This is a genomic window from Companilactobacillus huachuanensis (genome assembly GCF_005404815.1).
In the GTDB taxonomy this organism is placed as follows: domain Bacteria; phylum Bacillota; class Bacilli; order Lactobacillales; family Lactobacillaceae; genus Companilactobacillus; species Companilactobacillus huachuanensis.
The window spans coordinates 52,181-66,227 of record NZ_BJDF01000018.1 but is presented as its reverse complement, the minus strand read 5'-3'; the positions used below and the strand labels follow the sequence as shown (position 1 = coordinate 66,227).

The following is a 14,047-nucleotide window of genomic DNA, read 5'->3' as shown; positions in this document are numbered from 1 at the left end:
ACGATTTTTTGTGTGAATATGAAACGAATCCAACAATTGTTAAAGGAAAAAAGCAAAGAAAATAAGTAAATAATAGAAAAAATGGCACGCTAATTGGTTAAAAACATCAATTAACGTGCCATTTTTGAATTCCATGAATCCTTATTAAAAAAATACTATAGTTTTTCAGCGGCCTCCCGATTCGCAATTGTTTTGATAGGATATCCACTGTTTTTAAGCAATTCTTGGCTGTGAGTCAGGCGAATTTTTACAAGATAATTAGTTGGACTAATGCCAGTATTCTTTTTAAAGGTCCGTTGTAAATTAGAAACACTCCCATGACAGTCCTCAGCAATCGTGTTCAGTGTCAATTCATGCTGAAAATTATTTTCCAAATATTGTTTAATTTGTTCAATCCAGAGACGGTTAGGAGTGGAGCCAGTTGGTTGACACCTTTTACAAGGACGAAAATTGGCTGATAAAGCCTCGGCAGTTGTTTTAAAGATAACAATATTTTCTTTATTCGGTATCTTAGAATGACATGACGGTTTACAAAATATCTTTGTAGTTGTAACACCGTAAAAAAACAATCCATCTTTGGATTGGTCATTAGTAGCAATGGCAGTCCATCTGGAGATAGTTAGGGGATGTTTCATAAGTTTACCTCGAATTAGAATGCAAGATTTTTAAGTGAATTTTAGCATATAATAAGACTACATAAAAGTTGGTGAATAGTTATGAAGAAAATTTATTATCATATTTTTTTAATTGCGCAGCATAAATATTTGATTGGTGTCACAGAAAAAGGATTAGCTTTCATCGGTTCCAGGGATAAAGGAATCAACGAATTACAAACATTTTATGATTGCCAATTAATTGACGATATTGAGAAAACTGAACCTTATATTGAGCAGATCGGCGAATATTTGAATGGTACAAGACAACGCTTTGATTTGCCGATCGATATTATTGGTACTGAATTTCAAGAATCTGTTTGGAACGCCTTGTTAGATATTCCTTATGGCGCAGTAACTGATTATACGAGTCTTGCTAAAATGATCGGTCGTCCAAAGGCGGTTCGAGCCGTGGGAACTGCAGTGGGTAAAAATCCCTTGTTAATGGTTATTCCATGTCATCGTGTGCTAACTAAGTCAGGTACATTAGGTGGCTATCGTGGTGGTTTGGATATGAAGCAAGATTTATTGAAATTAGAGCAAAATAATTAATTTTAACTGGAGATTTTTTCGTACTTTAAAATATAAGGGATGATTAAGTATTTGTGATATGATTTACCTATAATATTTTAGACAAACAAGGAGTTTTTAGCTTGAAATTAGAGGCCATCTTAAAAGAAGAATTCGGATATGATACTTTTAGACCTGGTCAAAAAGAATTGATTGAGAAGGTTATGGCTGGTAAAAAGGCAATGGGAATCATGCCAACTGGTGGTGGAAAGTCCATTTGTTATCAATTGCCAGCAACCATTTTGCCAGGATTGACATTAGTTGTATCGCCATTAATTTCTTTAATGAAAGACCAAGTTGACAGTTTAATTGAAGCCGGTATCCCTGCAACCTACTTGAACAGTACTGTGGAGTGGCACGACCGTGAAGAACGGATGCGCTACATTGAAAGCGGGGCAGTGAAACTATTATTTGTGGCGCCAGAAAAAATTGTTGATGATGAATTCTTTAGTTGGTTATCGGCACTGGATATTTCTTTGATTGCCATTGATGAGGCACACGTTTTGTCATCTTGGGGACACGATTTTAGAAATAGTTACTTAAAAATGGTTGAACCTTTGCAACAATTGCCTGGAGATATTTCGTGGCTAGCTTTAACAGCGACGGCTACTGAACAGGTTCAAGATGATTTAGCCAAGATTCTAGACATTCCAGATGAAAACATTGTTAAAACTGGTTTTGATCGTGATAATTTGGCTTTAAAAATTGAACGTGGAGTCGATAAATCTGAGTATATTCTGAATTATGTCAAAGCGCATATTGATGAATCAGGAATAATTTATGCTGGTCGACGTGAAGATGTTGACAATATTTATCAATTTCTCAAAGAAAACGACGTCTTGGTCGGTCGCTATCATGCAGGTTTGAGCGACAAAGAACGCCATCAGCAACAAGAAGACTTTCTTTTTGATCGAATCAATGTAATTGTTGCTACCAATGCATTTGGTATGGGAATCAATAAGACCAACGTTCGTTATGTGCTACACTTTACCATTCCGGGTACAATTGAGAGTTATTATCAAGAAGTTGGTCGTGCGGGACGTGATGGCTTACCAGCGGAAGCAATTTTATTGTATGCACCGGCGGACTTACGATTGCACCAATTTTTTATTGATAAGTCTCTGGGTGATGATCAATACAAATTAAGTTTGAAGAATAAACTTTTTGAAATGAGTCGATATGCTGAAACTGAAACTTGTCTAATGAAATTTATTTTGGATTATTTCGGAGAAAAAAACACGGATGTCTGTGGTCGTTGTTCAAACTGTCTCGATGATCGTGAGGTTGTAGATGTTACCGATGATGCTCAGAAAATACTTAGCTGTGTCGTACGAATGGGTCAACGATATGGCAAGAAAGTAACAACCAGAGTTTTAGTTGGCAAAGATGATGTAGCTGATGATTGGAGGCATTTCGAAAAGCTTTCAACGTTTGGTATTTTTAAAGATAAAACTTTAAAAGAAACTAGTCGTTTAATTGAATTTTTATCTGCCAACGGCTTTTTACGTAGCAGCGGGGGAGAATACCCTACTCTATTATTATCTAAAAAGGGAGCAGACGTTCTTAAGGGGAAAATTAATGTTGCTAAGAAACGCGATGTTAATCATGTTGAACCTAGTAAATCAATGGTTGCAGATGGCAGCTTCGATGTCGACTTATTCGAGAAATTACGTAGTCTACGTTTACAGTTTGCACGTAAGCAGGCTTTGCCACCATTTATGATTTTCTCAGATAAGACGCTGAAAGATATGTGTGTCCGGATACCTACGAATAGTAATGAGTTTTTAGCGGTCAGTGGAGTAGGTAAGGTTAAGTTAGAACAGTATGGTGAAAGCTTTATTGAAGAAATCAAAACCTATCAAGCAGCACAATAAATAGTCAGTTAAATAATTGACTATTTTTTTATTGTTATTTGCAAAAATAAGACGAGCATCATAGTACGAATGAGAAAGACTGGTATAGTAGGCTTTATAGGTAATTGGATCACACAAGGATAGGGTATTATTAGTCGAAATAGCCTTTAAAGCAGGCTAGGTGAGTGCTGAGAGGTTGATTCTATTGTTATTGGATGATGAGTTCATGGAGTTAATCAACGAATAGTATCAATAAATCAATTCATATAGATTCAATTAATGAAAATTTTGTAATAAATAAAGATTAAATAAAATGTTTTACGAAAACATTAAATCAAAAAATTCAAAACAAATAACATCAAACCAATCGAATCAAACAAACCTTAACTAGTGTAATATTAAAGATAAAGCCTTACTTGCAGTTAGTAGGGACAAAAGAGGGGGTAAATTATGAAAAAGGTGGCACTCATATCGGATATTCACGGCAACTACACTGCCTTTCATAGCGTTATTAAAGATGCTGAGGAGCAAAACGTGTCTGAATATTGGTTTCTTGGTGACCTCTTGATGCCTGGCCCCGGAACTAATTCAATTTTGAAACTCCTGAATTCAATAAATACTACCCAAATGATCCGTGGCAATTGGGATAATTTTCTATTTGAAGATGTCGTTTCAATTGGAAAAAAGTACCTCCAAGAGCCTCAAACGCCCTATATCATTGAGCTAATCAAATATGTTAATAATCACCTTGAACCTAAGTATCTGGAACAAATTAAGCATTGGACTATTGCTTCAGAGACGTCTCTGAGTGGCCTTAAAATTCTTTTAACACACAATTATCCGTCTAAGAACTATGGACACGAGCTGTTACCATATGAGAAACAGCAAAATTTTGATAAACTGTTGTTTTCCAAGCCTTACAACGATTATGACATGGCGATATATGGTCATACACATCATCAGTTATTCAGAACTAGTAGCAAGGATCAACTAATCATCAATCCAGGTTCAATTGGACAACCATATACTGCTTGGGCAAATTTAAGTACTGACAGACGCGCTCAGTACACAATTATAACTTTTGACGATACTGGTTATGGTGGGATTGACTTCAGAAAAGTTTCTTATTCAGTCAAAGCAGAGTTAGACTTTGCGGCAGAAAATAATTTGCCATTCATTGAGTTGTATCAAAAAATCTTTACAGATGGCAAAGCATTCACACATAATGATGAGGCTCTAAATAAAATCATCAATAAATATGATTATCGAACGGACGCTTTAAAATACATTAATAAAATAGCCCTCTTTGATAAAAATATGTAACTTCTTATAATATGTATTATGTAACCTTAAACAACAAAATAGTGATTTAATCAGTTCCCTAATGAAAATCTAAAGCAATTGCTCCTGTACTCTGCTTATTCGGTTTTCATTTTTTTATTGCCTAATTAAGTAAAGTAAGAATCATATTAGTTTCTTCATTTAGTTATTTTGGTGGTCTGTCAGAGGTTATTTCAAAATGATTTTATGTATTAACCAAAGAAACCAACAATAACACTACTGACCAAATGCAAAACACCATCCAAATGCCCAAAAGCAATGGGCCAAAACCAATAATTAAACTTATGATAGACAGAACAAATATGAGTTTTCTAATTGACACAACAATTTGGTAGTTAAAAAACATGAGAACGAACATGGTTATGTGAAAAAGCAATTCAAATAAAGCATGGTAAATTCCCGATAATAAACATATCTTCTTGATACGTCTAACTGTTCTGGCTGTCATAAAATGAGTTTCCTTTTGTTATTTGGTTACTTTATTTTAGCAAATGTACCCTGTTGATTGCATTCTCCTTTCCTGATTTACTTGTAAAATTTTCTTTACAAACTGAAGGTTGAAAGTCGAAAAATTGATCTAACGATTGCTATTACAGCTCTGGAAACGGCATATTTTATATGATAAATTTAAATAAAATACTTGATGTGGTACCCGTTTCATATATTACTATTAGTTTAAAGAGATTCAGGAGGACTAAATTTTGATAAGACACATTTTTTCAGACATGGATGGTACTTTGTTAAGTAGCAGTGGTCATGTCAGCAACTACAACGTTGCTACAATTAAGGATAGTCAAATCCCCTTCACGCTAGTTTCAGCTCGTGCACCGATGGAAATGGCAGAAACAATTGACAAATTAAATTTAAAAGATCCTCAGATAGCTTTTAATGGTGGACTAATCTTTAAAAAATCTGCCGATAATTTACAAGTATTGCGTGATGATCCATTAGCACTTGAAGATATTAAATTCATTATTCAGCAGGTTAAAATAAACTTTCCTTCAGTAAGTTGTAGTTGCTACGATGTTAGCCATTGGTATTCCGATAAAAACGACGCTGGGATTAAATACGAAGCTAGTTTGACCAATCAAAAAATTCAAGTTATTGATTATGACTCTTTATTCAACCAAGACAAAAAATTCTACAAGATCATGCTAATTACCTTTGATAATAAGGAAATGGAGAGTTTAAATACTTTTCTATTAAATCTCAAAATCACAAGTATCAGCATTAAACGTTCCGGTAAAGAGTACCTAGAAATAACCAGTAAAAAAGCTCAAAAATCAAAGGGAATTAAGTATATTCAAGATCTGGAGAGATTACTTAGAGATGAAATGGCTGCCTTTGGTGATGGACACAATGATTTGCCTATGTTGAAATCTGTTGGAACTCCAATTGTTATGGATAATGCCTTAGCTGAGATTAAGCAACATGGTAAATTCATTACGAAGACCAACGATGCAGATGGTGTTGCTTATGGAATTAAAAACTATTTAAAGGGGTAAATAATGACAAATATTCATGATATTGCTAGATTATCAGGTTATTCCGTCTCAACGGTATCGCGGGTTTTGAACAATTCTGGTTATTTGTCTGATACTGCTCGGAATAAAATCCAAAAAATTATCGAGGAACAAGATTATGTTCCAAACGATGTAGCTCGTGATTTGAGTCGTGGCAAAACATATAATGTCGGTATTGTTCTGCCACACACTAAACATCCATACTTTACGCATCTAATTAAAGGCATCATGGAGACTGCCTTTGCTAAGGGGTACCATGTTGTTTTACTGCCCTCCTTGTATAACGCCGACATTGAAAATCAATATCTCGAACAATTACGGCGAAAAAGTTATGACGCTCTGATTTTTACTTCACGCGGCATTCCCTTAAAACGACTTCTAAAGTACCAAAAATACGGTTCAATTATTTGTTGTGAAAATCCTGGTGATTATCAGATTGCAGCCGCCTATTCCTTACGTAGTAAGACATTTACTGAAGCTTTTTCTTACGTAAAAAATCAAGGATATCATGAAATTGGTATTCTTTTAAGTCGACCTAGAGAATCCAGTACGACTAGTAGCCTGACGTTAGCAAGTTATGAAGCGGTATACGGTGCAACTCCCAAAATTATTAATACTTCGGTTACTACATATCAAGATGGCTATAACGCAATGGCAGGTTTTCAAAAGAACGAGAAAAAACCAGATTTCATCTTTGCTAATGGTGATGATGTAGCTGCTGGAGCTCGTCAATATTATTTGGACAATGAGCTGTCTGTTCCAGCCATGATGGGTCAAGAAAACCAATTATCAGGTAACATTTTAAATATTCCCACGATTGATCATCACTTTCACGAGGTTGGCCGAAAGGCAATGGAATTAGCAATCTCTGGGGAAATAAAAATGATTCCAATCAATTCGGAATTAATCAAACGCTGATTTTTTTAATTTTAGATAAAATAGTAAATGTTGGAATTTTAGTTAAGTATGCCGTTTCCAGAGCTGAGAGTATTCAATTGCTGCGCGGAACGGCCCGAGCCAAAGTGCGGTCTCGAACCTCGGTTGAAGCCTCGCAAAACCCGCGAGTCTTCAACACGCCCGGTGGTGTAATTGCTGAAGCAATAACGCCACTTTCGCTGCAAATGAATACTCTCAGCTCTTCCAACTAGTTTGTTTTTTTATGGTGAGAATAATAAAACGAAGATTTCTGCTTATTTAAATAAATTGGCTCTAGGGCTATTGCAATAATTGTCTTATCAATTTTCACTTCAATATACAGTAAAAACCACCAGATCTGGATTTTTATCCAAATCTGATGGTTTTTTTGATTAGTTTTGCATTCTGCGGCGCTGAATTAATTTTACCAATTCAACAATCACAATCATCAAAATACCTGCACCTAGGACAGTTAACCATTGAACTACATTTAGTTCAGAAACGTGGAATAAACTGTTGAATCCTGGGACAACGATTGTAGCAGCTACCATAATGAATGATGCGGCTACTCCGATATTAAATACTTTATTTTTAAATGGATGAATCTTGAATATTGATTGATAAGTGGATTTAACATTAAATGCATGGAACAACTGGATCAAGGCTAACGTTGCATATGCCATTGTTAAAGCATCCGCATGAATTGCTGCATTCCCCGTATGAACTGGGAACATCAATGCTGACGCGTACACACCCAATGTGATTAGTCCTTCGAGAATACCTTGATAAATAATAGCTGAACCAATACCACCACTTAGAAAACTAGATTTTCGTCCACGGGGTTTCCGGTTCATGATACCTGCTTCAGTTGGTTCAACACCTAAGGCGATTGCTGGAAATGTGTCAGTTGCTAAGTTGATCCATAACAATTGCACTGGTAATAGGATATCCCAACCAAGAAGGGTCATCATAAAGAGTGTTAGAACTTCACCTAAGTTAGCTGAAAGTAAGTACTGAATTGATTTTTGGATATTTGAGAAGACTTTTCGCCCTTCCTCAACGGCTACAATGATAGTCGCAAAATTATCATCGGCTAGGACCATATCGGAAGCACTTTTAGAAACTTCAGTTCCGGTTATACCCATACCAATACCGATATCGGCTGACTTCAATGCTGGGGCATCATTAACGCCATCGCCGGTCATAGCAACGACTTTCCCCTTCTTTTGCCAAGCATTGACGATTCTAACTTTATGTTCTGGAGAGACACGGGCATAGACCGAATAATTCTTAACTTTTTTCGCAAACTCCTGATCACTCATCTGGTCCAATTGTGCACCTGTAATTACAGCAGCGTCATCACCAGGTTTGATAATACCTAATCTGGCGGCAATGGCTTCAGCAGTATCTTGGTGATCACCAGTAATCATCATTGGACGAATACCGGCCTTCTTCGCATCGGCAACAGCAGCAGCAGCTTCTGGACGTTCTGGGTCGATCATACCAATTAATCCAGCAAAGATAAGGTCGTGCTCGATGGTATCAGAGTTTACTTCTTCTGGGATTGAATCAATTACCTTATAACCCATAGCTAGGACACGTAATGCTTGGGTTGCCATGAGTTTATTCTGATTTAGAATGTCACTTTCATCAGTTTTAGTAAAGGATCTGATTTCTTCTGGACTGATTTGAATCTCAGTAATACGTTCTAATAGCATGTCAGGAGCGCCTTTAACGGCTACTAAAAATTTACCATTATGCAATTGATGAATAGTTGACATCAACTTACGCTCTGAATCAAATGGAACTTCGGCAACTCGAGGCTCTTTTTTCAATTCTTCTTCAATTTGATAATCATGATCGAGTCCAAATTGAACTAAAGCTGTTTCCGTAGGATCACCTACAAGTGTGCCATCTTCTTGAACCTTAGTATCATTGCTGAAAGTCATAACCTGTAATACTTTGTCAGTTCCCGAAATCTTTTCTGAAGCATCATGTAATTTACCATATTGATAAACTTTTTCGACAGTCATTTTATTTTGTGTCAAAGTACCAGTTTTATCGGATGCAACAATGTCAGTGCCTCCCAATGTTTCAACCGCTGGAAGCTTTCTAACTAGTGCCTTTCTCTTGGCCATTCTAGTAGTTCCTAGAGCTAAAATAATTGTAACAATGGCTGGGAGTCCCTCAGGAATAGCGGCAACGGCTAATGAAATCGCTACTAGAAGCATATCAATAATAAGTTCATTCATTGGCAATCCAGAAGGATTATTGAAGATACCAACGGCAAAGATAATTGCCGCAATTACTAGAATCATCCATGTTAAAGTTTTTCCTAGTGAATTCAAATTTTCTTGCAATGGTGTGCTACTATCTTCAGCTTGATTGATCATACCAGCAATGTGACCAACTTCAGTCTGCATACCTGTGGCGACAACAACTCCTAAACCACGTCCATAAGTAACATTACTATTCATGTAAGCCATATTTTTTCTATCACCTAGAGGAATATCTTCATCAGGCAATGTGTCAATGGACTTAATAACGGGAACTGATTCACCAGTCAAAGCCGACTCCTCAATCTTCATCGAAGCCGAATCAAGTAACCGAATGTCAGCCGGAACAATGTCACCAGCTTCAAGTAAAACAATATCACCAGCAACTAATTTTTCACTACTAACAGTCGCAAATTTACCAGCTCGTTTAACATGTGCTTCAGGAGTCGACATTTCTTTTAAAGCGTCAATTGCTTCTTCAGCCTTGGATTCTTGGAAAACTCCAAAGACAGCGTTGATGATGACAACTGCTAAAATCAAGGCGGCATCGGCCCATTCTTGAGCAACTACACCCGAGATAAAGGCGGCCACTAGTAAAACAATAATCATAAAATCTTTAAATTGATTGAAGAACTTCTGAACAATTGTCTGTTTCTTTCCTTGAGCTAAAGCATTGGGACCGTCTTTTTCTAAACGATTTTTAACTTCTTGCTCACTTAATCCCTCTTCATTAGTGCGAAATTGTTGGAAAAGTGATGTTTTATCTGAAGAATAATAACGGGTCGTACTGTTTTGCTGTTTCAAAATAATCCTCCTCGTATTTGCTAAGGGATAAAAAAAGACTTGCACGCTAAATAGCGTACAAGTCTCACTAATTAAGACAAAACCAGACCGAAGTCTTGCTGACGATTTTGTCACAGGTAGCTTTAATTCTGCCAGTTACTCCCTTGTGTTGAAATCAGTATAAATGATATTTTGAGATAAAGCAATCGATTTCAATGATTATTTGTACAAGGTATCTATGAACTACGTTTGTATTAGACATCAGATTTTATCCCAATCAATACCATTGGTGATATCTGTTTCTCCAGAATCATCTTTCATAACTTTGTGTACTTTGTCTAAAGTTCCGTCATTCAGTAAATGTAATGTTTCTTGAAATGATTTATAATCTTTAGCACTCATAATAACGGCACTATCCTCTTCAGTACAACCATTTATTTCGATTGGAGTGGATTTTTCATTAACATATTTAATAATATCGTAAAGGTCTTTTCTGGCCTGAGATGGATTAGTCATTATTTTCATCATGGTAACCTCGTAAGTTATTTTATTAAATATACTACATATTATATGGAGCGTTATCATATATGTCGATTGTTTTATCCTAATTTCCAACTTCTGGCGCATTGGTCTCATAGAGTGAAGTCGTTGTTTTATCGTTATTCTGTGAATATAAGCTCGTCGATGCATTACCCAATGAATTATTTATTTCATTTAATTTATTATCTTCTTGATCGTAATCATAATCTTGAGGATTGGTAGGTTTGAAGCCTATGGGAGTGTAAAATCTCAAAAGGTTCTTATTGTTAATAGTATCCGAAGTATTTAGTAATTTCTGTTTCTTGTCATATATCTGAGTAATGTTCTTTTCTAAGTCTGGATAATTGTTCAAATCAATTAGTTTTCCGTCTTTATTATCGTATACGTCAAAAGAACCATTAGAATTTTTAAAAATAGTGTAATTTTTATTGATTAGATTGTTGTCTCTGAATACCACGTTTCTATTATGGTCCTTCGATAATAAATCTGTACCCAGTTGAATATAACCTTTAGTATTAACACCTAATAAATATAAGATTGTTGGTAAAACATCTATTTCTCCACCATATTCGTTGTCGACGTGACCTGAAAGTCCCTTCATATTAATCATAAATGGAACCCTTTGTAATTGGGCATTGTCGAATTTATTCCAAGTACTGGGGTCCTTGTTTAACAAAGTAGCCAAGGCAGTATTTTTGTCATCCGAAATACCGTAGTGATCACCATATAATACAATCATAGACTTGTCATACAAGCCACTTTTCTTGAGATATTTGAAGAATTCCTGCAATGAAGCATCAAGATAATGTGCGGTAACGAAATAATTATTTACAATATTATTTTGAGTCTCTGGTTTAATAAAGCCATCATTGTCTTCATCTGATAGGTCAAAAGGATAATGATTAGTCAGTGTTATGTATTTCACGTAAAAAGGCTGCTGCAATTTTTCTAAATATTTAACACTTTCTTGGAACATCAATTTATCTTTTAAGCCAAATCCAATATTAGAATTTTCGGTTTGATCAAAGTAACCCTGATCAAAGAAATAATTATATCCCATATTTTTGTATACTTTGTTTCTCGAGTAGAAACTACCTACATTTCCGTGGAATACTGCACTCGTGTACCCTTCCTTTTGTTGCAAAATAGCAGGTGCACCTTGAAACGTATTGGTTGGACCAAGCTTTGTGAAAAATGAACCAGTTGGTAATCCAAATAGTCCACTTTCTAACATTGTTTCTGCGTCACTAGTTTTCCCTTGACCAACCTCATGAAAGAAATTAGGGAAGCTTATCGTATTCTTATCAGAATATAAACTATTTAAAAATGGTGTTACCTCTTGATTATTGACCCTCATATTTATTAAAACTTGTTGGAAGCTTTCTAAGTGAATTATTATAACGTTCTTTTTTTTAGCGATTCCAAAGTATTTTTTGTTTGGTTTCGCATAAATATCAGCAGTTTCTTCCAAAGGCGAATCAATATCCACAGTCGTCACATTATTTTTTTCAGTATCTTCATTAACTTTGTTTGCTGAATTATAGATAGTATAAAAGTTCAGACCTAAATATTTCACAATATATGTTTGATCAAAAGTCCTGCCTAATAATTGAGGACGATTCATTTCCGAAATAGTTAGATTTGTTATAACTAGTAGCATACTGACAAATAAAAGTGCCACTTTGTTGACAAGTCTAATCGGTTTGACTTGGAGGTATTTCTTTATTACGAATGGTAAAAATATTATTAACATTAGATTAATTAGATAAATTGCATCTTGTGGCATTATCAGTGTTGCAATACTTTTTCCCATGGCACCATTGAATTTTTGAGCACTTAACATAGTATCAATGGAAATAAAATCTGAGAATTCTCTGTAATAAATAACGTTAGCTATTAGGATTATCGTTTCTAAAGAGAATAAAATTTCCAGTGAAATTGTGAAAAACTTATCACGTACGAAAAAATTAGCAATACATAGTATCAGAAGGATAAATCCAAACGGATTGAACAGAGCTATTATAACTTGTAGTACTCCTTCAATACCCAAATTGAAGTCAACAAAATAGGCAATTATTGTTTCAATCCAAAGTAATAAGGAAAGTAACAGAATTATATTTTGCCGGTTCAACTTTAACATGTACTTATTCGTCATTTTACTACCTGCTTTTAGATTATAAAAAGCACTAGTAAGTAATCTTTACTAATGCTTCATTCTTAGAACTAATATTTTTTAATTTATAGCATTTCAAATTTTAATAAACCTATTGCGATTTGTCAGCACTTACTTGATGAACCATATAAGCAGCTCAGGCCGTGCGTGTAAAACCTTACTTGCTAATATATTCAGTATACAAGGAAGAAATGTTGCTTTCAATGGCTTTTGTGAATATTTTAACTATTTAATAGAATCTAACAATATATTGACCTTTATTTTTGGAATAACGATATATCTACATTGCATATAAAAGGTTAGTCCTTAAATGATGAACTAGCCGTGTAATATCACACTTATATGCCCTTCCCATTATTGTAAAATTACAAGTGCGTTTTAAAATGTACTGGTTAGTTAGATATTTAAAATAAAAAATTATTAAGAATTATACGGAGAAACAATGTCTGAAAAGTCTAAGAATCGTTTCTCAAAATTACCCTTTCATGTAAACTAAAAAAGTAATTAAAATGGAGGGGCATAAAATTGAAAAAGAGCTTAATAATAAGTGGTATTGCCGCACCAATGTTATTTGCAGGTTTTACGACATACTATTTAAGCAATGTCGGATCCAAAAGTATTGCTAATGAACAAGCAATATCAAAACCAAAAAAGAAATTGGCAAAGAAATTTATTGATAAAAAAACAGTTGAACAGATTAATCATACATTTTATAGTCACGAAAAGGTCCAACAAGGTGCAGAGATGGCTTTTGTAGGATACCCTTCGACCTTTTCTAAATTGGTTGATTCTGGACAGCTAACTATAACTGGTGAAATAACGGGATTGAAGAGCTTTGTTTTTGAAAGCCATCCTTATACAATTGCAGATGTGGGTGTGAAACGTGTTCTACGTGGGGATAATTCTCAACAAAACAAGATTATTCGAGTAATGTTTTTAGGAGGAAATATCACAAAAAAAGAAATGCTTGCTCCCGTGGATGATAAAGAATTTATGAATATACCAAAAGAAGATGCCACATCTGATGAAATAGTTACTGTTGAGTATGATAACAATCGCTTGCCAAAGGCCGGAGAAAAAGTTGCATTGATTCTTTCTAAAACTCAGGCAGGAACAAATAATATTCCTGGCGAGTTTTGGTTAATAAATTTTTCGAATAAGTCTGTCTTTTTCCAAGACGAGGATGGTAAATATCGAAGGATACCAGAGAAACCTTCTATTGGTGGTTCTTCTGAAAAAAATGGAGAATCAAGTAGTCAATCTGAAAATGACTGGGACAAGAAAGACGATGAAAAAATGAATGATGGAATGAATGCAATGATTAATAGTAAATAACAAAAACAAAATTTTCAAATGTGTCAGTACCTGTCAAGTTTAGTTTTGAAATAATATAAATTCTAATGCAATTTTTAAATGATCA

10 protein-coding genes are annotated in these 14,047 nt (G+C 34.9%); 6 read left to right on the top strand and 4 right to left on the bottom strand.

Annotation, left to right across the window (positions count from 1 at the left end; translation table 11 throughout):
• Window positions 1–155 precede the first annotated feature (155 nt).
• Window positions 156–635, bottom strand: coding sequence for an Ada metal-binding domain-containing protein (locus FFM71_RS10475; RefSeq protein ID WP_137612122.1), 480 nt, complete (start codon window positions 633–635; stop codon window positions 156–158).
• Between the two features lie 81 nt (window positions 636–716).
• Here FFM71_RS10475 and FFM71_RS10470 point away from each other — a divergent pair, with 81 nt between their 5' ends.
• The 5 genes from FFM71_RS10470 (at window position 717) to FFM71_RS10450 (ending at window position 6,858) form a co-directional block, all read left to right on the top strand.
• Window positions 717–1,205 (top strand): methylated-DNA--[protein]-cysteine S-methyltransferase, encoded by a 489-nt coding sequence (locus FFM71_RS10470; protein WP_137612121.1) that lies wholly within the window; start codon window positions 717–719, stop codon window positions 1,203–1,205.
• Window positions 1,206–1,306: 101 nt separating this feature from the next.
• Window positions 1,307–3,097: a DNA helicase RecQ gene (recQ, locus tag FFM71_RS10465; RefSeq protein WP_137612120.1), complete on the top strand. Its 1,791-nt coding sequence runs from the start codon at window positions 1,307–1,309 to the stop codon at window positions 3,095–3,097.
• 429 nt (window positions 3,098–3,526) lie between these two features.
• The gene (locus tag FFM71_RS10460; RefSeq protein WP_137612119.1) at window positions 3,527–4,399 is read left to right on the top strand and encodes a metallophosphoesterase family protein; all 873 of its coding nucleotides are present in this window, start codon (window positions 3,527–3,529) and stop codon (window positions 4,397–4,399) included.
• Between the two features lie 716 nt (window positions 4,400–5,115).
• Window positions 5,116–5,922 carry an HAD family hydrolase gene (locus FFM71_RS10455; RefSeq protein WP_137612118.1) on the top strand — a complete coding sequence of 269 codons (807 nt, stop codon included), beginning with the start codon at window positions 5,116–5,118 and terminating at the stop codon, window positions 5,920–5,922.
• Window positions 5,923–5,925: 3 nt separating this feature from the next.
• Entirely contained in the window at window positions 5,926–6,858 is a 933-nt protein-coding gene (locus FFM71_RS10450; RefSeq protein ID WP_137612117.1) for a LacI family DNA-binding transcriptional regulator, read from the top strand.
• A 389-nt stretch (window positions 6,859–7,247) separates the two neighbouring features.
• Here the strand turns inward: FFM71_RS10450 and FFM71_RS10445 are convergent, their stop codons facing one another.
• The 3 genes from FFM71_RS10445 to FFM71_RS10435 form a co-directional block, all read right to left on the bottom strand.
• Complete coding sequence (locus FFM71_RS10445; RefSeq protein ID WP_137612116.1) at window positions 7,248–9,935, bottom strand: cation-translocating P-type ATPase; 2,688 nt, start codon at window positions 9,933–9,935, stop codon at window positions 7,248–7,250.
• A gap of 240 nt (window positions 9,936–10,175) precedes the next feature.
• Window positions 10,176–10,442 (bottom strand): type II toxin-antitoxin system Phd/YefM family antitoxin, encoded by a 267-nt coding sequence (locus FFM71_RS13455; RefSeq protein ID WP_171000544.1) that lies wholly within the window; start codon window positions 10,440–10,442, stop codon window positions 10,176–10,178.
• A gap of 76 nt (window positions 10,443–10,518) precedes the next feature.
• Window positions 10,519–12,609, bottom strand: coding sequence for an LTA synthase family protein (locus FFM71_RS10435; RefSeq protein WP_137612114.1), 2,091 nt, complete (start codon window positions 12,607–12,609; stop codon window positions 10,519–10,521).
• A 543-nt stretch (window positions 12,610–13,152) separates the two neighbouring features.
• Between FFM71_RS10435 and FFM71_RS10430 the strand changes: the two genes are divergently transcribed.
• Window positions 13,153–13,962, top strand: a complete 810-nt coding sequence (locus FFM71_RS10430) for a hypothetical protein (protein ID WP_137612113.1) — start codon at window positions 13,153–13,155, stop codon at window positions 13,960–13,962.
• Window positions 13,963–14,047: the final 85 nt, after the last annotated feature.